Annotated in this window: 15 protein-coding genes; 12 read left to right on the forward strand and 3 right to left on the reverse strand. The window is 60.0% G+C overall.

Annotated features, from left to right (window positions below; genetic code table 11):
• Nucleotides 1–57: 57 nt before the first annotated feature.
• Nucleotides 58–495: a hypothetical protein gene (locus LAQ74_RS11495; protein ID WP_224332685.1), complete on the forward strand. Its 438-nt coding sequence runs from the start codon at nt 58–60 to the stop codon at nt 493–495.
• Nucleotides 496–751: 256 nt separating this feature from the next.
• On the opposite strand, the gene LAQ74_RS11500 is transcribed toward LAQ74_RS11495, so the two are convergent.
• Nucleotides 752–2,068, reverse strand: a complete 1,317-nt coding sequence (locus LAQ74_RS11500) for a phage NrS-1 polymerase family protein (RefSeq protein ID WP_224332686.1) — start codon at nt 2,066–2,068, stop codon at nt 752–754.
• Nucleotides 2,069–3,069: 1,001 nt separating this feature from the next.
• Nucleotides 3,070–3,531 carry a hypothetical protein gene (locus LAQ74_RS11505; protein ID WP_224332687.1) on the reverse strand — a complete coding sequence of 154 codons (462 nt, stop codon included), beginning with the start codon at nt 3,529–3,531 and terminating at the stop codon, nt 3,070–3,072.
• Nucleotides 3,532–3,730: 199 nt separating this feature from the next.
• On the opposite strand from LAQ74_RS11505, the gene LAQ74_RS11510 reads away from it, so the two are divergent.
• The 8 genes from LAQ74_RS11510 (at nt 3,731) to LAQ74_RS11545 (ending at nt 12,035) form a co-directional block, all read left to right on the forward strand.
• On the forward strand, nt 3,731–4,969 hold the full coding sequence (locus LAQ74_RS11510; protein WP_224332688.1) for a hypothetical protein: 1,239 nt from the start codon (nt 3,731–3,733) through the stop codon (nt 4,967–4,969).
• A 21-nt stretch (nt 4,970–4,990) separates the two neighbouring features.
• Entirely contained in the window at nt 4,991–5,461 is a 471-nt protein-coding gene (locus LAQ74_RS11515) for a DUF7261 family protein (protein ID WP_425498532.1), read from the forward strand.
• Between the two features lie 575 nt (nt 5,462–6,036).
• Nucleotides 6,037–7,197: a glycosyltransferase family 2 protein gene (locus tag LAQ74_RS11520; RefSeq protein WP_224332690.1), complete on the forward strand. Its 1,161-nt coding sequence runs from the start codon at nt 6,037–6,039 to the stop codon at nt 7,195–7,197.
• Nucleotides 7,194–7,817: a DUF1616 domain-containing protein gene (locus LAQ74_RS11525; RefSeq protein WP_224332691.1), complete on the forward strand. Its 624-nt coding sequence runs from the start codon at nt 7,194–7,196 to the stop codon at nt 7,815–7,817. The genes LAQ74_RS11520 and LAQ74_RS11525 overlap by 4 nt, the downstream gene beginning before the upstream one ends.
• A gap of 198 nt (nt 7,818–8,015) precedes the next feature.
• Nucleotides 8,016–8,918, forward strand: a complete 903-nt coding sequence (locus tag LAQ74_RS11530) for a polysaccharide deacetylase family protein (RefSeq protein WP_224332692.1) — start codon at nt 8,016–8,018, stop codon at nt 8,916–8,918.
• Entirely contained in the window at nt 8,915–9,997 is a 1,083-nt protein-coding gene (locus LAQ74_RS11535; RefSeq protein WP_224332693.1) for a GNAT family N-acetyltransferase, read from the forward strand. The genes LAQ74_RS11530 and LAQ74_RS11535 overlap by 4 nt, the downstream gene beginning before the upstream one ends.
• Nucleotides 9,994–11,187, forward strand: coding sequence for a glycosyltransferase family 4 protein (locus LAQ74_RS11540; protein WP_224332694.1), 1,194 nt, complete (start codon nt 9,994–9,996; stop codon nt 11,185–11,187). The genes LAQ74_RS11535 and LAQ74_RS11540 overlap by 4 nt, the downstream gene beginning before the upstream one ends.
• On the forward strand, nt 11,184–12,035 hold the full coding sequence (locus LAQ74_RS11545) for a glycoside hydrolase family 16 protein (RefSeq protein WP_224332695.1): 852 nt from the start codon (nt 11,184–11,186) through the stop codon (nt 12,033–12,035). The genes LAQ74_RS11540 and LAQ74_RS11545 overlap by 4 nt, the downstream gene beginning before the upstream one ends.
• A gap of 60 nt (nt 12,036–12,095) precedes the next feature.
• Here LAQ74_RS11545 and LAQ74_RS11550 read toward each other — a convergent pair whose 3' ends face one another.
• Complete coding sequence (locus tag LAQ74_RS11550) at nt 12,096–14,960, reverse strand: family 16 glycosylhydrolase (protein ID WP_224332696.1); 2,865 nt, start codon at nt 14,958–14,960, stop codon at nt 12,096–12,098.
• Nucleotides 14,961–15,466: 506 nt separating this feature from the next.
• Here LAQ74_RS11550 and LAQ74_RS11555 point away from each other — a divergent pair.
• The 3 genes from LAQ74_RS11555 (at nt 15,467) to LAQ74_RS11565 (ending at nt 18,400) form a co-directional block, all read left to right on the forward strand.
• Entirely contained in the window at nt 15,467–16,051 is a 585-nt protein-coding gene (locus LAQ74_RS11555) for a metal-dependent hydrolase (RefSeq protein WP_224332697.1), read from the forward strand.
• 192 nt (nt 16,052–16,243) lie between these two features.
• Nucleotides 16,244–16,846: a hypothetical protein gene (locus LAQ74_RS11560; RefSeq protein ID WP_224332698.1), complete on the forward strand. Its 603-nt coding sequence runs from the start codon at nt 16,244–16,246 to the stop codon at nt 16,844–16,846.
• A gap of 120 nt (nt 16,847–16,966) precedes the next feature.
• Nucleotides 16,967–18,400 carry a flippase gene (locus LAQ74_RS11565; protein ID WP_224332699.1) on the forward strand — a complete coding sequence of 478 codons (1,434 nt, stop codon included), beginning with the start codon at nt 16,967–16,969 and terminating at the stop codon, nt 18,398–18,400.
• Nucleotides 18,401–18,470 lie beyond the last annotated feature (70 nt).

The raw sequence follows: 18,470 nt of genomic DNA on the forward strand, positions 1-18,470 counted from the left end.
GCGGTTCGGACTGGTCAGTACAGAAGAGATATTATCGTCCGCTGAACAGTCGTGTCTATGCCCTCCCTGAATCGGTCGTACGCCCTCGCGGCTTTCGCCGTGCTCTCCGGTGTCACCGCAGTTTTCGGGGCATATCTGTTCCTGCTCAACATCCCCGACCCGCCAGCGGGAAGTGACGGGTTCGCGCACGGACTGGCCGGGGGCGGAGCAATCTTGTACGGCCTGGCGGGCTTCGTCGTTGTGGGCGTCGGCGTTGCCTTGGCAGCACTTGAGGCGTTCGACGCCGGCACACCGTACCACCGACTCGTCGCACAGGTCGGAGCCGGCCTTGCTGGGGCTGGGCCGCCACTTGTCTTTGTGTGGGTTCACCTCGACGGGCCCGTTGAGCTAACTGGCGTGGCCTTCGTGTGTATCGTCGTGGGTACGCTGTTTGTTGGTCTCGTGTCTGGGTGGGTGAGTGCCACTACGGTGATCCGCACTCTTCGTAGCGGGTAAATCAGCTGACGCTCCTGGCGGGAAGTCGCCGTCTTGTCTGGCAGCTGTATCGAACGACCCAATCGGTTCTATTGCGTCTACTCGCGCATAACCGAGTCACGCCGTGTATTCAGCAGTCGGTGAATGGACTCCTCAACCAGGATCTGTAACGGAGTGCGAGATACAGAGAATGTATTCAACAGACCAATGCTGTGTTTTCACTTGTCTGATACTGGGTACCAATACCCTCGATTTCAAAACACAAATCAAGGAGAGACTACGTCCACGACAGAACCGAGCGAAGACGAGTAAGGAAACTCTCTAAGGTGCCAGTACTGGCTCCGGTCTGCTCCTGTTCGAGTGCTCGTCGACGAGAACGCTCAGCTTCCAGCTCTGTCTCTAAGTCCTCAGTCTCGCTACGAAGCTGTTGAATCATCTGCTCTAACTCTGTAATCGTCTCCATTCGTGCTTGCTCACGCTCTCGAACGTTTTCGAGATGCGCTGAGTTAGCTGGATGCTCCGTTACTGACTCAGAGCCCCGACCGCTTTCAACAGATGGGGACGAGGTAGGGGTTACCTCTGTTGAGTGCATTTCCGTTTGTTCAGTAGAGGTCTGCGGACTGTAGAATTCACTCGTCCCTGAAATCGCTCGTTCGACCGTTTTCTCACCGTACGTACTCCCGTCGGCAAAGTGCCGCTCGTCCCATTTCTCACGCATCAATTCGGAATCGCGGAACAACAGATCGACGCGTCGCTCGTCACCGCCCGTCCAGAAGGCAAGGAGAGAACACAGCGCGAAATCTGCCTCCGACTGGCTTTCATAGCCGCTCGTGTCACCACGCCAGAGCCGGGCGAATTTCTCGCCGTTTCCGGCTGTCCGTGCTTTCTGGAGGAGCGTGTCGTCGTCCAAATCGACTACTGGACTCGATGGCGATGGTGATGCTGTCGACTCGCCTGAATCCTCCTCGCTCTCAGAGCGATTCACAGGCCTACTGTCGTCGTTTTCATTCGACGTGTCCGAACAGTCACTCTCAGCGGAAGACGCTGGTGTCGTCGCAACGTATGCTTCGTGGACCGCTCTGAGTTCCTCATCTCGATCACAGACTGTCGATGAAGTTCCATCGGCGTGGTCACCGGTGACGGTGAAGAAGCGTGCATCCTCGTATAGTTCGACGTCTCCCGATCGGTTTCTGTCACCAGGCAGTTCGCCGTGGACTATCACGTGATAGCCAGTTCCTGAGGGGCTAATTTCGGTGTACGAGTCAAGTGTGTCGATGATCTCGGTCGCCCACTCAGCTGCTTCTTCGGTTTCGGGATTTCGGCAGTCGTCGAGGTCGACACCGACGAGTGAATCCTCTGCGGTGAATACGAACCCAACTCCGTACCCAGATTTTTTAGTCGCTGTTTCGTGAGCCATCTCGAACGAGGCCCACGTGTCGGGATCGGTCGTCGACGCGTAGCGTTTCGTCTCGGGATTGACAGGGATTTTCGTTGGCTTCCCGCTGCGATCCTCCTCGCGCCAGCACACCCATTGGTCACGAGAAACGAGCGCTTCGGGGAGCACCGCCCGGCTTGGCAACTCCACTATCGTCATCTCTGTTCACTCGATGCAGATAGCGACTGACGCAATGAGCACTTCGAATTCGACTCTCGATGATGTATTGAGAACGGGCGGTACACACGTGTTTTCATGTCGAATTCATGGTTATCGGGGCAGTTCGAAGCTAGTTCTTGATAGGTTTGGTGGCTGTACAGCGAGACGCCCATCCGGAATAGACTAGTCTAAATAGTGTGTACAGGGTAGGTTACCGACGAAGAGCCAAGCGTGAGCTGAGCGAAGCAGCGCCAAAAAGATAGATCGTTGCATAGAGAGTCTCTGAGTTACGTTTCGTGCGCTGGTTAATAATCGAAGGAGAGAGAGCAAAGTAGGTGACCTACGAATCCGACAAATCGCGGTACTCGATGGAGTTGTACGCTCGTAACGGAGTGGAGAATAGAGGAATACACGATAGCAAAACTAGACTGTTGAGGCGATCATCCGTCTATTCGTGGGATAGAGAAGCGCTGATGGCGCCGTTTCTGAGTTAATAATTGGCCTCCGTCGACGACGTCATCGGAAACTCGTTCTTCCATGAAATCATGGTCGAGAGGCTGTTTGTATGGAGAATTCTGGTTTGACGGAATCGAGACGTTGGTCGCTCAATACGATGTCGACTCGTCAATAGGTTCCCTGAGCCGAACCAGCGTAGAGGTCTCTGATCGCAATGTCGCTGGCGCGTTTCTTCGACGGTAGTCGTGCGCACAAACTTAGACTGAGTCTGGACAATCCACGCTGTACACATCGGATACATAGCAATGTTTCCGGATACAGGGTGATTGTACACCCCTGTGGTTGTCCAGGACTCAGGTTGCGACGTACGGCTCTGCTGGAAGTCCTCAGAGCAGACACAGCATGCTGAGCAGAGGGTACAATCGACACGGGTTCAGCACACCCTCGGCAAACGGTCGGCACCTAAGAATTCTCGCAGATGGAATGTACTATCTATTCAATAAGGCTCGAGAAAAGCGATATTTTGCCTACAGAGACCCACGTGGCTAGGTTTCCTCACACTTACCAGCAATGTGACTCGGCAATCCACCCTTTTTGACTTCCTCTCCACAAAACGGGCAGTCCTGTGTCTGACCACCGAATCCAGTCGGCCCACGGGAGCCGACATTCTCATAGTAGTCATCAAGCACTTCGCTCGAAAGCTTCGACCACGAGCGACCCATCTGACCGAGTAATTGTGTGAGCGCACGGCGATTTTTTGCTTCCACCAATTGTGAATTCTCATCGAGAAACTCTCGGAGGACGGTTTCACGGTCGTGATCTTCCAGATAGGCGATTTTGGTAACAACACCGTTGAACGCCTGTGTCCCACCTTGACCTCTCCTCACAGCAAAGAACCGGAGTCCGGCTTCTCGATGCCGGGCTCGTGGGGTCGTCGGTAACTCATCTTCTGGTGACGGACCATGCTCCTGAAGATAGGCGATATTGTAGATTGGACGGATTGGCATGATAGGGGTTCGAGGAATCGCCTGTGTTACTTTTTCGCTTTGGTGATCCTATCTCGTCTGTCTCTCGTGCCGAGTCTTGTGGTCCAACTTCTGTGTTCGGCAGTATCTGTGAATTACTGACTTCGGTGGCACCCACGACTGCCAGATCTCTGAAAGATGCGCTTTGAGAGTTTATCTACGGGCACAAGCAGTGCCCCGTATGAAATCAAGACCTGAAGATAGAGATACGTCTAAAGGGAATAACCAAATTGGAAGACAACTCACAAAAGGTGGCTTTAGCGAAGACACGGAGATAATGACGGTACGCGGTCCCGTCACGGTATCGAAACTCTCTCAGAATGAGCTGGTCTACGTACTCAATCCAACAACTCTGGTGACCAAGACGAAGCCAGTTACAGCAATTCAGACCGTCAGTAGTGAGTCAGAGGTTATTGAGATAGATACAAAGCGGTCGAATCTTCGAGTTGCCGTAAAACAGCGAATTCCGTTCCAGACAAAGGGCATCTCGATACCACGGATTGAGACAGCAGAGAATCTCAGAAAACGGCAGTACTTCAAATTCGTCAAAGAGTGGAGTCGAGTGCCTCGAAAACGGGTCGAGCAGTTCGATATCACTCGGTTCTTAGATGACTACGAAATCTGTGCGATATCGGAAGTCCACGGCCACACCTTTCGTGCGTCTCTCCCTGACAGATGTGAGCCCCAGCGAAACAACAGCTATACTGGATACTGTTTTACCCCGACTGTGTTTGAGCAGTACCAATCCGAAATCGAGGCTACTGCCGACACAGTACTAATTCGGGGAGGGCCGAATCAGCGTGGTCGTCCATATCAGTTCGACGGTGACGATTTCATTGCGTTCATCGGGTGGTTTGTGACTGAGGGCAGTGTCTACTGGCCACCCGAAAAGAACACCGCACAGGTGCAGATCGCTCAGGAAATCGAGTGCCACCGAAGCGCGATTGCAACACTTCTTGAGCGAATGAACCTGGACTTCCATTCTAATGAGCGTCGATATGAGATGGGTTCTGAGATATTCGGACGACTTTTGGTGAGTCTCTGTGGTGAAAAGAGTGCGAACAAACGACTCCCTGCGTTCGTGTGGAATCTCGCGGATGAGCAGATTGAACTACTTCTCGAAGTCTTGCTCTGGGGCGACGGAAACGATCGTCGGACCTACTACACAGCAAGTGAGCGACTCGCAGGCGACGTGCTTCGATTGGCTCTCGAATTAGGCTACAAACCTCGCTACACACGCCGTCGAGGAATTTGGCAAATATACATTCGAGAGGTGTTCGACGGCGTACAGCCGAAGGAACACATGTCTCGGAAAACGACGTCGGAGAATTTGTATCGACTCACAGTTGCGGATTATAGTGTGGTCATGGCTGGTCGGAATGGGAAGTTCCAGTGGGTCGGTGTTAGCAACGTTTCCTGACTAACTCACGCCGCCGCGGTCATCGCCATCGCACTTGTCCCGATGGCGCTCGCGTACCACCAACTCGGCTACCACGACGACGTGTCCGCGAGCGCGGAGACGACCGCCAACGGCGAGAACGTCGAACGCGCGCTCGACAGAGCGGTCCACGCGTCCGCGACGCAGCACGACGGCGAGTACGCGTGGGAGGAGCGCGACGCCGCCGCCTCCGCGTTCGACGGGACGTTCTCGGGATACGTCGACGAAATCGAGTCGTCACGGGTCGAACGCGGCGTCGTCTACCGGATCGACGCGAACGAGACCGCGGGTCGGCGGTGGGCCGAGACGGACTGTCCGCGCGGGCCGAACCGCGAGTTCGGTCCCTGCGAATCGCTCGGCGGCGTCGTCGTCCAAGAACGGGCGGGAGACGCCGTCGTCGTGGCCGTGGGCCTGGACGTCCGGGTGACGACCGACCGAGGCGATGTCGCGATGACGCGCGTGACGACTATCTGAGGTCAGGGGACCGACGGAACGACGGCTAGAGGGGCGTTGAACGGTATGGAGGCTGGGAGAGGGGTCGATAATGGTGTATTTTCGGCCGAATCGCCTGCCACAGCGTCTCGACGCCTCGGTCGATCGCCCTTCGCTCGTGAAGACGACGAGCGAGTTCCTGAGTGCGCAAATCGACTGACCGCCCGTCGGTGCGCCGCCCTACCGTTTGACTGAATCGTGTGATTCTACCGTCTCGACCCCTAATATTGCGTTTTCAAAGACAACACGGAAGACAGAACGGCGTTCGTGAAAGTTTCAACTGATAATCACGTCTTTCGGCCGACGGCTGTCGATGGCCCTGATGGCTATGGACTCCATAACAAGATAGCCGTCTGCTATCCAACACGTGAGGGTTAACACGGATGGATGGGAGCTACATCGAAAACAATCACTCAGGCACGGTAGCGGTTTCTCCGCGCCGTGCGTACGCGCTCGGTCTCGTGATGGGTGAGAGCGAGGAGCGGCACCTTCTCCGCATTCTCGCTCGCGCAGTACAGTACGGTTATCCACTATTTGCGGTCCGGCGGGACGGATCGGTGCTTCACGCCATCGGATTCGACGACGAGCCGGTAGAGGTCCGACTGCAGACGGAATCGCCCGTCGCCGACGCCGAGACGGCGCGACAGACGCTCGTCGAACTCGCGCAGGCGTACGGTATGCGCGGCCTCGTCATTCACGAGAACCCGGCGACGCGCATCGACTTTCAGGCGAGTTTCGACGCGCTCGAAGCCGGTGAGGAGTTCGCCATCGAAGCGTACGCCGAGGCGCAAAAGCGTGAACCGGTCGAAGCGCCCATCGTCGTCGGCATTCCCGCGTACAACGAGGAGAAGGCCGTCGGCCCCGTCGTCGCCGAGGCGAGCGAGTACGCCGACATCGTCGTCGTCGTCGACGATGGGAGCGTCGACGAGACGGCCGAACGAGCCGCCGAGGCCGGAGCCGTCGTGGTCGAGCACCCGGAGAATCGGGGGTACGGAGCGGCGCTCCGGACGCTGTTCGAGGAGGGACATCGCCGAAACGCGTCGAGTCTCGTCGTCCTCGACGCCGACGGTCAACACAACGCCAGCGACGTGCAACGACTGCTACGGCGTCAGCAGGAGTGCAATGCCGACATCGTCATCGGCAGCCGTTTCACCGGAAGCGTCACGAGCGACATCCCGCTGTACCGTCGGTTCGGCATCTGGATAATCAACGTCCTCACGAACGTCGGACTCGGGAGCCTTCGGAAGGAGAACCGAATCAGCGACACGCAGAGCGGGTTCCGCGCGTACGGACCGAGAGCGATCTGGACACTCGCCGAAGACGAGACGCTCGGAGAGAACATGCGAGCGAGCACGGACATCCTGTTTCACGCACGAAAGCGCGGTTATCAGATCGACGAAGTCGGTATCAAAGTGCGCTACGACCTCGAAGACACGTACACCGAAAATCCCGTGACGCACGGCTACTCCGTCGTCAACGGAGTTCTCCGGCTCATCGAGCAGGACCGCCCGCTGACGACGCTCGGCGTTCCCGGCTTCGTCAGCGCGTTCGCCGGACTGAGCGTCGGCTACTGGTCGGTGTTCGAGTACGGCCAGAGCGGCGTGTTCCCGGTGGGAATCGTCAGTCTCTCCGTGTTGTTGCTTCTCGTCGGCTTCGTCGCCAGCGTCGTCGCTATCGTCCACCAATCGCTTCGCGGAGTACCACGAACGGAGTCATGAGCGGACGTATCTCGGCACTTCTGAACCGCGTCTCCGGCGGGGACTCCGACGCCGACCGACGCCTCGACGTGAGTCGGCTTCGGTCCTGGTTCGGGGTCGTCGTTCGCTCGGTGTCGATAGCGAACGTCGTGCTCGCCGCCGCCGTCGTCTTCTCGGTCGGCGCCGTCGCCTACAGCGTCGGAGCCGGCGGGGAGAGCAGCCAGCACACAGAACTGTACGTGCTCGGCGAGAACGAGGACGGGACCGCCGACGCGTCGACGTATCCGGACGAACTCGTCGTCGGCGAACCCACCCGGTTGACCGCCGCCGTCGACAACCACGAGCGGACTGCGCAGTCGTACACGCTGGTCGTCCAGTTAGACCGCGTCAACCCCGACGCGGAGAGCGAGTCGGGACCGGTGGTGACGGCGACACAGCGGGTCGGAACGTACGAGCGGACCGTCGGCGCCGGCGAGACGTGGCGCATCTCGAACCGAATCGTCGCCGACGAGAGCGTCGTCGGCGACCGCGTCAGGCTCACGTATCTCCTCTACCGCGGCGAGCCACCACGAGAGCCGACCGTCGAGAACGCGTACCGAACCGTCCACATCTGGGTGAGCGTCGACGACACCGCGTCGTGAGTGAGCTCCACGATTCGAAATCTCGGGTGAATCGGACTGTGACCCGAACGACGACTCGGGATGGCTCCCTCCGCCCGGCTTTCGTATCAGTATCGAGTTACTTGTCGGCAGACAGGATCGAAGCGTGCGGAAAGCCGGCATTGTCAGCGGTACGATGGCGCTAACAATGTGGTTGTACGCAGACACCACCTCAGAACAGTGTCACATCACCAACTAACGAACGTACTCAGTTTCGACGTCGAACACTGGTATTCGGCGACGTTGCTCGCCGACAGCGTCGAGGACCCGGAGGACCGAATCGCCGAGTCGACCGACATCGTTCTCGACGTTCTCAACCGCTACGACGTCCGTGCGACGTTCTTCGTCGTCGGCGAAGTCGCCGAGCAGTTCCCGTCTCTCGTCGGACGAATCGCCGACGACGGGCACGAAGTCGCCTCCCACGGACAGACGCACACGCCGCTTTTCGACCTGACGCCCGACACCTTCGAGCGCGAACTGGCGGCGTCGGCGGACGCGATAGAGCGGGCCTGCGGTCGGCGTCCCCGCGGCTTTCGCGCGCCGAACTTCTCGATAACGCGCCAGACAGAGTGGGCGTTCAAGGTTCTCGAAGACAGCGGCTACCGATACGATTCGAGCGTGTTCCCGATGCGGACGCCGATGTACGGCGTCTCGAACGCGCCGCTTCGACCGTATCGAGTCCCGGAGAACGCGCCGTTTCGGCCGCCGAAGGCGAACACGCCGACGACCGGACTCGTCGAGTATCCGCTGGCGGTCACGGATACGTCCGTCAGACTCCCCGTCGCCGGCGGGTTCTACGCGCGCCTGCTGCCGACTCGCGTCGTCGAGTGGGGCATCCGCAGTCTCAACCGCCGGGGCATTCCGGCGACGATCTACTTCCATCCCTGGGAGTTCAACCCCGCCGTGGCGACGCCGGAGCCGTCGCTGCCGAAGCGGTTCGTCAGCTTCCACGGCATCGAACGCACCGTCGAGAAACTGGAGCGGTTGCTGCGGACGTTCGAGTTCGGAACGATACGCGACGAACTCGACGCTCGCGACTGGGCGGAACCGCGCGAAGCGACCACGACCGGAGAATCCGCATGAGCGACTCACGAACCACACGTTCGACGAGCGAGGAACCGACTATCGAACGCTGCGCCGATTCTACGGCGTGGGATCGCTTCGTCGAACGCGCCGACGGGCCGCCGTTCGCGCTGTGGGCGTGGGGCGACGCCGCCGAGGCGTACGGCCACGACCGGTGGTATCTCGTCGCCCGCGAGGACGGCGACATCGTCGCCGGCCTCCCGCTCGTCCACATGACGAGCAGGCTGTTCGGCTCGAAACTCGTCTCGCCGCCGTACGGCGAGCGCGGGTCGGTGTTGCTCCGCGACGGTGATTCGGACGCCGCCACCGACCGCGCCGTCGACCGCCTCCTCGAACGGACCCGGGCGCTGGCGGACGCGCTCGGCGTCGAGTTCGTCAGCCTCCGCGGAAGTCGGGTCACCGAGATGCCGGGGTTCGAGCACAAAAACCGGTTCGTCACGTTCCAGATTCCGCTGGAGTCGACGGAGGGCGTCTGGGAGGGCATCAAAGACAGCCGACAGCGCCAGGTCGCACAGGCCGAGGACGCCGGACTCACCTACCGAACCGGCGAGACGCTGGCAGACCTCGAAGCGTACTACGAGTTGTCGCTGCGGTCGATGCGCGGACACGGGACGCCGCCGCACTCGTTCGGATTTCACCGAACCATCTGGGAGGGCCTCGGCGACGACAACGTCCACCTCGGGATGGTCGAGTACGAGGGCGAGTTGATAAACGCGATTCTGGACTTCTCGCTCGGGTCGACCGTCCACCAGTGGGGCGTCGTCAACGACTACGAGTACCGCGACCTGAACGGGGGAAGTCTCGCGCTCTGGAAGTCGCTCGAACGCGCTAGCGAGGCGGGCCACGACACCTACGAGTTCGGCCGGACCCGCGAAGGCACGGGCGTCTACCTGTTCAAGAAGAGCTTCGGCGGGCGGAAGACGTGGTACGACGACTACCATTACTTCCCGACCGGTACCGGCGACCTGCCGCACCCCGACGACGACACGTACGACCGGGCCAAGGAGGTCTGGCAGCGACTGCCGATTCCGGTGACACAGTACGTCGGCCCGCGGATTCGAAAGGAGATAAGCCTGTGACGCTGCACGTCGCGTACGTCGTCGGGCAGAGCACCGGCGGACTCCCCCATTACACCGCCGAACTCGCCAACGCCGTCTCGAAACACGCCGACGTCACGGTGTTGAAGCCCAAAGAGACCAGCGCCGACGACCTCTTCGCCGACAGCGTCGACGTCGTCGACGCCTTCGAGGCCATCAGCGTCTCGATGCCGAAGCTCTACAGTTTCGACGTCAACCCGCTCGACTTCGTCCGCGGGGTTCGTTCGTACGCCAACCTCGAACTCCTCGACGAACTCGACCCCGACGTCGTCCACGACACGACGGATCTGTTCCCCCAGATGAAACTGTACGCCGGACTGCAGAACATCGGACGGCGGTGGCCGTTTGTCGTCACCCGTCACGAGGTGCCCGTCAGTCGGTTCTCGCTCTCGCGACCGCCGGTGCTGGTCGAGGAGCTGTTGAACGCCGCGCTGCCGAACGTCCACGAGTCGCAGTACGTCGTCCACTCGAAGAGGCAGAAAGCCGCTCTGGAGAGACAGGGCGTCGACGCCGACATCATCGAAGTCATCCCCCACGGCGCGTACGCGGTGTTCGGCACCCACGAGGACGTGGAAGTCGAAAACGAGCCCAACAGTTTGCTGTTCTTCGGCAACATCGTTCCGCCGAAGGGACTCGACACGCTCGCGGAGGCGCTCCCGCTCGTCAAGCGCGAAGTGCCGGACGTGAAGCTGATGGTCGCCGGGGAGGGTCACCTGCCGCGTAAACTGAAGCGAGTGCGAAACGCGCACCCCGAGAACGTCGAGGTGCACAACTACTACCTGCCGAACGCCGAGGTGAAACACCTGTTCGGCCGCGCCGGAATCGTCGTCGCCCCGTACCGCAGTCAGGGCGGGACGAAGGGACACAGCGGCGCGGTGTCGACGGCGTTCTCGTTCGGCAATCCCATCGTCGCGTCGACGGCCGGGGAGTTCAAAGAACAGGTTCAGGAGACGGGCGCGGGGTTGGTCGTGCCGCCGGAGGACCCCGAGCGACTGGCGGCGGCCATCGTGAAGATACTGACGGACGACGAACTGCGCGAGTCGATGCGGCAGAACAGTCTGAAGATGGCCCAGCGACTCTCCTGGAGCAGCATCGCCGAACGTCACCTCGAACTGTACGAGCGACTCGCCGAGCGGACGCAGACGGCCGATTCGCCGGTGATCGAGGGATGAGCCCGAGGAGGACTCCATCGAAGCGACTGTCGCGCCGCCGGCTCCTGCAGTCGGGTGCGATAGCGGCCACTCAGTTCGGGGCCGGATGTGTCACCGCCGGGAACGGTGGGCTCTCCGCCACTCGAAACCGGACCGACCAACAGGAGCCTCCGCCGACCGCGCCGCAGAACCGACCAGTCGACACCTCCGACATGACGCTCGTCTTCGAGGACTGGTTCGAGGGCGACTCGCTCGACCGCTCGAAGTGGATGACGAAGTTCCCGTGGGACACGCGGACGCACAACTTCGACGCCTACGCCGCCGACGAGAACGCGTACGTCGAAGACGGTAAACTCGTACTCCTGGCGGAGGACAAACCACGAGAGGAGATGTCGTACACGACGGGCGTCGTCGCGGCGGATTGGATTTTCGGCCCCGGTTACTTCGAGGGCGTGATGAAGGTGCCGCCACGGTTCCCGGGGTCGTGGCCCGCGTTTTGGCTCACGTCGGCGTCGGTTTGGCCGCCGGAGGTGGACATCTTCGAGTTCTTCGGCGATGACCCGAAGGCGTACATGAGTTACCACTACAACGGAGAGGACAACGAGATCGAGAGGGTGTACGACTCGTACGACGGGGGCGACTACAGCGACGGTTTCCACGAGTTCAGCGTCGACTGGGACCCGCCCGAACGCATCGTCTGGTACATCGATGGCGAGGAGCGGTTCCGCTACACCGGCGACTACATCAAATTCGAGCACATGCACCTCATCTTGAACTTCGGCCTCGGAGCCGACTTCCTGGGGTATCCGAGTTCGGAATACCTGCCGTCGACGTACGAAATAGAACGCATCAGAGCGTGGGAGCGATGACGAGAACAAAAGAAACGCGGCGTGGCAGTCTGCTGTGGGCGCTCGGGCCCGAGTCCGACCTCAGTTGGCGAAGTCGGTCTCGGTGCCGTCGAGCGTCGTGACGACGTCGCCGCCGAACGTCGAGACGTCGGTGATTTCGCCCCCGACGAGCCAGTAGGCGTCGGTTCCGCTGACGACCTTACCGAAGACTTTGCCGCCGTTTACCTCGTCGTCCGGGTTGATGGACGAGCGAGGCACGTCCGCCTTCAGAAGTCTCCCCGTCGACTCGACCATGTACTTGACGAGGCCGTCGCTGTCGGCCGCGCGCTGGACGCGGAACAACTGGACTGGTTGCCCGTCGAGCGTGACAGTCGCGTCACCGTCGAGCGAGAGCCCTTCGAGTTCGCCCTCGAAGCCGAAGACGGCCTGACCGTCGCTCACGGATCCGCTGGCGGAGCCGTCCGAGATAGACGCCTCGTCGCTCGCACCGCTGTCGGCTTCGAGCGCTCCGCTGACGGAGAACTCGTAGTTGGTCGTCCCCGAGGAACCGCTGCCGTCGACGGTGAGCGTGTTCGGCAGCGACGAACCCGACTCCTCGTCGTCGCCGTCCTCGCCGTCGGTGTCGCCTCTCCCGTCGTCTCCCGATTCGACCAGTTCGTCGGGTTCGACGTACTCGTTGTCGAGGTAAATCTCCAGACTCCCGGAGTAGTCGAACGACGTGATTTCGCCATCGCAGTAGAATCCGGGGAGTTGACCGTTCTGCGAGTCAGCGGTCCCGCGTGCGGTCGTGTAGTCGGACGAGACGCTGTAGTCGTTCGACGCGGGGTTAGAGAGTTCCTGCTTCACAACAGCGCCGTCGACGGTAAACTCGAACTCTCCCGTTCCGTCCGAATCGGCACGAATCCAGATGAAGTGTTCGTCGGGAGACGGTGCGTCCTGCGAAGAGTCCTGCGAGGAGCCTTCCGAGGAGTCCTGCGAGGAGTCTTCCGAAGAGTCCTGCGAGGAGTCTTCCGAAGAGTCCTGCGAGGAACCTCCCGAGGAGTCCTGTGAGGAGTCTTCCGAAGAGTCTCCCGTGTTTCCACCGGAGAAACGCCCGTCGATATTCAGGTCTACCGACCACTGACTGCCTTCATCGGTCTGATACTCGTCGAGATGCGGCGAGTAGGTCGTGGCTTCGACGGTGAGCGTATCGGCGGACTCCTCCAATCCGAGAAGGCGGAGCCATCCGTTCCCTCCGTTGTCACGGGTCTGGTAGTTCGCGAGCATTTCGAGCACGTCGTTCCCCGCGTCGTTTTGGCTGACTTGGTGGTACTCGCCCGCTTCGTCCGGGTCGTCGCCGTCGTATTCGTGTCCACAGAGGACCATCACGATCTGGTCGTTCTGTGAGACGAAGTCCTCCCAAATCTCTTCGCCCGAATACCCGTCCTCGTTCTCTTCGTCTTCCCACGTTTTTCGACCCGTCTGCCCGGGGATATCGGTGAGGTATTCGTGCGTAGAGACAATCGTCGGCAGACCCGAGTGGTCGTCGACGACGCTCTGTGCCCACTCTAACGCCCCTCGGGACGGTGCACCCTCCCATTCGAGCGCGATGTTCAGCCACTCGCGGCCGCCGGCCTCGAAGATCTGGTAGTGGCTGAAATCTTCGTGAGAACCACCGTACCACGAGTAGTCGCTGTACCGAGACTCGCCGAAGTATTCGGGATAGAGCGACTCTCCGCTCCGGTCTCCGTAAGGTTCCCAGTCGTGGTTCCCGTTACAGACGGAGTAGGGGAGTTCCCCGTCGAGAACACTCAACACACCGTCTAAGTCCTCGTACTCGCTCTGTGAGTCCCCGTTCTCGACTACGTCACCGACGTGGGTGGCGAAGGCGATGGACTCGCTGTCGGCGTTATCGACTATCCACTCCGTCTGCGAGCGGGCGATATCGACGCCATCACCGCTAAAGACGTACTTCTGCGTGTCGGGGATGTGAGCGATAGTGAACGGTCCGTCGACGTCTTCGGACGTCTCTTCGGTGTCGTCGCCGTCGCTTGACTCGTTCGATGATCCGCTGCTCGACTCGCCGTCGTTGCCGTACTCCCAGACGCGGACCCAGTCGACCGCCATCTCCTCGTCCCAGTTCTCCGACTTGTCGGTCGTTCCGACGCGGTCGATGTGGATGGAGAGCATCATGTAGAACGGCGCGCCGTTGTTGCAGGACTCGACGATGGTGTCGGCGGTGCGCTCCGCGACGAGTTGACCGTCGACGTAGTGTCGAATCGCGTCCTCCTGCCACTCGCAGCCGTAGACGTGGAAGTTCTCGCAGAGGTCGTTCCCCACGTCGTAGCTGGCCCCGTCGTCCTCGTGCGGACCGTTCGGTTCCGTGTCCGACGAGTAGTGGATGTGGTGGTGCGACTGCGTGTAGTCGTCCGACGAACCGTCCGTCTGGAACAGTTCGACGAAGTCGATCTCGGGCGGCCAGTCCTCGCTGTCCGGCTTCGCCCAGAACGCCGGCAGGAAGCCGACGCGCTTGGGGAACCGAATCTTCGCCTCCCAGTAGCTGCCGGGGCCGAACGTCTGCAGCCCCTTCGTGTTCACCGCGCCCGCTTCGATGCCGTTGTCGGGCGACGCCCCTATTCGAAGCTGACCGTCGGTGACGTTAACGTACTCCTCTGAGATGCTCTCCGGCGAGGCGTCAGTCTCCATGCCCCATCCGAATCCGACTCCCCAGTTCGAGGTGTCGAGCGACCCGCTGTCGAAGGTGTCCTCGAAGGCGAGCGTCCACTCGTTCTGGTTCGACGGGCCTCCCTCGCTCACGTCTGCAACACCACTCGTGCTGGCGCCGAGTCCGCCGAGCAAGGCGGCGCTCGCGCCCGTGAGTTTGAGGTAGCCCCGCCGGTCGATAAGCTTGCTGTCGTCCGAGTCTTCGCTACTGTACGTGTCGTCTGACAGTTGTTCGCGTGCCATGCGTACGGATTCGAGAATATCCTGGGTATTAATAGTTCTTTTCTTTGAGAAAGTGTTTGCCTCGTGTTACTAGATTACTCCACCTAGTGTATCTAGTCTAGAAAACAACTTATTGTGGAGAATAATATTAGTTAGGATATAACTAATAAAAAAGACCACCACAGTCCGAGCTTATCTGAAATACGATATGTCTGTATAAAGGTATTGTGGCTCATAAAGTGACTAAAACCGGCGTTAACAGTCTAGATACAATTATCTAGAATAGCCAATTATTCTATGAATTCGAACAGTACTCGCCTCGTACGGAACGGGCAGGAGATGTCACGCAGTTTTCTGTGCCCCTCCGTTCGAATCAGTAGTGATTGGACGGCCACTACAGATAAATTCAGGAAAGTAATCTGATATGGAAAGATGTGGATCCTACATTTAGAATATGATATGTTCTCGGATAGATTGCGTTCCGGGAACTACCGAACAGCTAACACTGTCGAGCGACTCGACTACGTATGTGGCCTTGGGGACACCTCGCGTTCGGATACGTCTGTTACTCGCTGTGGTCGCGTCTCGACGCGGGCAGTCCGCCGAGCGGCGTCGCGACGCTCGCGCTCGCGTTCGGCACCCAGTTTCCGGACTTGGTCGACAAACCGTTGGCGTGGACGCTTCGGTTGCTCCCGAGCGGTCGCTCGCTCACCCACTCGGCGTTCACGATGGTGTTCGTCGTCGCCGCCGTCTACGTCTACGCTCGCCGACGCGGAAAGCGAGAACTCGCCGTGGCCTTCGGAGTCGGGTACGCTTCGCATCTGCTCGGCGATTCGCTGTACTCGTTGCTCAGCGGAGAGTACTGGGAACTGGCGTTTCTGCTTTACCCGCTGACCTACACCGACTACGGCGTCGAGTACGGTTTTCTGTACCACCTCTCGATGTTGAGTGTGTCGAGTATCTCCAGCCCCGAGGTCGGCCTCGTTCTCGCCGTCACCGCGCTGTGGGTTCTCGACGGCGCACCGGGGCCGCTGGCACTCAAATCGCTGCTGGAACGGGCGTACGGGCGTTTCCTCCGCGCGTCAGAAAGCGAGGTCGGACGAAGCGGGTGAACTACCTCCACCCTACTCGCTCACGGCTTGCGCCGTTCGTTCGGTGAGGATAGGGGTCGTTCGTGAAGGCTCGGACACCGGTGGCGGCGACGGAACCGACGAATCAGATGGAGTGACTGTTCCGACCTCGCGAACATATATTAATTAGCTGTCAGTTCGTGTCTATCCACAGCATTTGGAGTATCCACACTAATGATAGCAACTACCGGCCTCTGGGATTCGGTCGGCGCCCCGACTAGCTTTTCGACGAACGCAGTCGCGTGTGTTCGGTCTCTCGGGTCACAGAACGACCACGCCATCGTCGCCTCCGAACACGACGACGTGTCGGCGTTCGCCTCCCGAAGCTGCGACGAGACCCCACCGATACCGTTGCCGAACGACGACTTCCCGGCGTACGAGAACGCGCCGCCCGCGGTCGCGCCTCGTTTCGACGTTCGGAAGGTCGGTCCGACACGGGAGATGGACGCGTACAACCTCTCGAAGTGCCGCTCTGAGGTCGCCGAGGGGAGCGGGGTGCCGACACCGAAAACCGAGACGCTCGACGCAGTCGGCGACTGGGGCCGCAAACTCATCGCCAAGCAACGTTGCCCGATTCTGGCCGAGAGGTGCGTCGACTGCCACGAATCGGGCACCTGCGAGGGGCGAGTCGAGTCGAGAGACCTCGAATCGGTCGTCGAACCGGAGACGGAGACGAAAATCGAGCGGAGGCGCGATACCCACTTTGGCCTCCTGAGCATCGACACTCCGCACCGCTTTGTTCGAGGTGTCGTCGACACGCTATCGAGAGGTCGGTAATCTGTGTGGACGGACAGCGGTGGTCGACAGTCGAACGCGGCGAGTGATCGAACACAGCCGCGGAGACTGGACAGTATCGGGCCGACAGTAAAACCGCGAAAAACGAGACGGAGCTAATCAATGGACCTTGGTCGCTCGTCGTTCAGCATGGTGCTCTCGAAGAGTGGTAACGCTCTCCTGATGTTCGGCGCCATCACCTTCTTCGCTCGGGCGCTCGACTCGACGCAGTTGGGGATCTTCTTTCTCTTCTTCGCCGTACAGGGACTTCTGTCGATTCCGGCCGATCTGGGTCTCCGTGGAGCACTGGAGAAGCGCCTCAGCGAGGGGGGAGACGTGGAGACGATACTCGGCTCCGCTCTCGCGTTCAAAATGGTACTGTTGGGGGTCGTCTCGCTGGCGATTCTCGCGTTTCGACCGTGGATAAACGACTACCTCGGTGCCGACCTCGCGGGACTCCTCATAATCACCCTGGTGCTCCGAGAGCTCGGAATGCTGTACATTCGCGCGGTACGCGGCGAACTCCGCGTCGGCGAAACCGCACCCATCGAGTTCGCCCGGCGGTTCGTCTGGGTCGCGGTCGGAGTGATCCTCGTCACGCAGGGGTTCGGTATCCTCGGCATCGTATACGGCCTCATACTCGGTTCTGCGGTCTCGCTGATTTGGGCGTACGCGAAGTGTAGCATCGCCATCGGGAGCCCCTCGATGGTGGAGGTGAAGTCGCTTTTCGCCTTCTCGAAGTACGACACCATCACCTCGGTCGGCGGCGAAATCTACCAGTGGATGGACTCGGCGTTCATCGGATTCTTCCTCGCCGCCCATTTCGTCAGCGTGTACGAGATCGCGTGGCAGATCACGCTGCTCGTCATCCTGGTGAGCAGGTCCATCTCGCTGACGCTGTTCCCGCAGATAAGCCAGTGGAACGCCACCGCCTCGAACGACCTCATCGAGGAGACCCTCTCGAACGCTGTCGGCTTCGCCGTCTTCGTTTCGATTCCGGCCATCGTCGGCTCGATGCTCTACTCGACGGAGATTCTCCACTACATCTTCGGACCGGAGTACACCGTCGCCTCGCTCGTACTCGTAATTCTGATGATAGAGAAGCTGTTTCAGTCGTTCAACGACATCGTCGGCAGAACCGTCCGGGCGATAGATCGCCCTGACCTCGCCGCGAAAGCGACGGTCGTCTCCGTCAGTATGAACCTGGTTCTCAACCCGATACTCATCGTCTCCATCGGGTTCGTCGGTGCGGCTATCGCTACCACCATCTCGTGGTTCTTCAACATGCTCCTCCACACCCACTATCTCTCCCGGTACATCACCATCCAGATTCCGTACCGGCTCATCGGGTGGTACACGGTCATGTCGCTGGTGATGGGCGGGGTTCTCCTCGTGGTCAAGTCGGCGCTGCCCGTGACTGGACTCTCCCTCTTGATCGGACAGATCGGACTCGGCACCGCCATCTATTTCGCCGCGGCAGTCGTCGTGCCCGACGTCCGGAGACGGATCGTCGTTCCGGGGCTCCGAATCATCGGGATACGGGTCGACTGGCGCTGAGTCGGCTGGCCGTCCCCGACCGTTCAGTCGTCGAAAAACTCTTCCGAGTACGACGTAACTCCCAAAGTGA

The sequence above is a fragment of the Haloprofundus halobius genome (genome assembly GCF_020097835.1).
Taxonomy (GTDB): Archaea; Halobacteriota; Halobacteria; order Halobacteriales; family Haloferacaceae; genus Haloprofundus; species Haloprofundus halobius.

Excerpts from the sequence above, each read along its gene's own strand:
- LAQ74_RS11495 (WP_224332685.1), top strand. The coding sequence starts at position 58 with ATGCCCTCCCTGAATCGGTCGTACGCCCTCGCGGCTTTCGCCGTGCTC.
- LAQ74_RS11500 (WP_224332686.1), bottom strand. The coding sequence starts at position 2,068 with ATGACGATAGTGGAGTTGCCAAGCCGGGCGGTGCTCCCCGAAGCGCTC.
- LAQ74_RS11505 (WP_224332687.1), bottom strand. The coding sequence starts at position 3,531 with ATGCCAATCCGTCCAATCTACAATATCGCCTATCTTCAGGAGCATGGT.
- LAQ74_RS11510 (WP_224332688.1), top strand. The coding sequence starts at position 3,731 with ATGAAATCAAGACCTGAAGATAGAGATACGTCTAAAGGGAATAACCAA.
- LAQ74_RS11525 (WP_224332691.1), top strand. The coding sequence starts at position 7,194 with ATGAGCGGACGTATCTCGGCACTTCTGAACCGCGTCTCCGGCGGGGAC.
- LAQ74_RS11535 (WP_224332693.1), top strand. The coding sequence starts at position 8,915 with ATGAGCGACTCACGAACCACACGTTCGACGAGCGAGGAACCGACTATC.
- LAQ74_RS11545 (WP_224332695.1), top strand. The coding sequence starts at position 11,184 with ATGAGCCCGAGGAGGACTCCATCGAAGCGACTGTCGCGCCGCCGGCTC.
- LAQ74_RS11550 (WP_224332696.1), bottom strand. The coding sequence starts at position 14,960 with ATGGCACGCGAACAACTGTCAGACGACACGTACAGTAGCGAAGACTCG.
- LAQ74_RS11555 (WP_224332697.1), top strand. The coding sequence starts at position 15,467 with ATGTGGCCTTGGGGACACCTCGCGTTCGGATACGTCTGTTACTCGCTG.
- LAQ74_RS11560 (WP_224332698.1), top strand. The coding sequence starts at position 16,244 with ATGATAGCAACTACCGGCCTCTGGGATTCGGTCGGCGCCCCGACTAGC.
- LAQ74_RS11565 (WP_224332699.1), top strand. The coding sequence starts at position 16,967 with ATGGACCTTGGTCGCTCGTCGTTCAGCATGGTGCTCTCGAAGAGTGGT.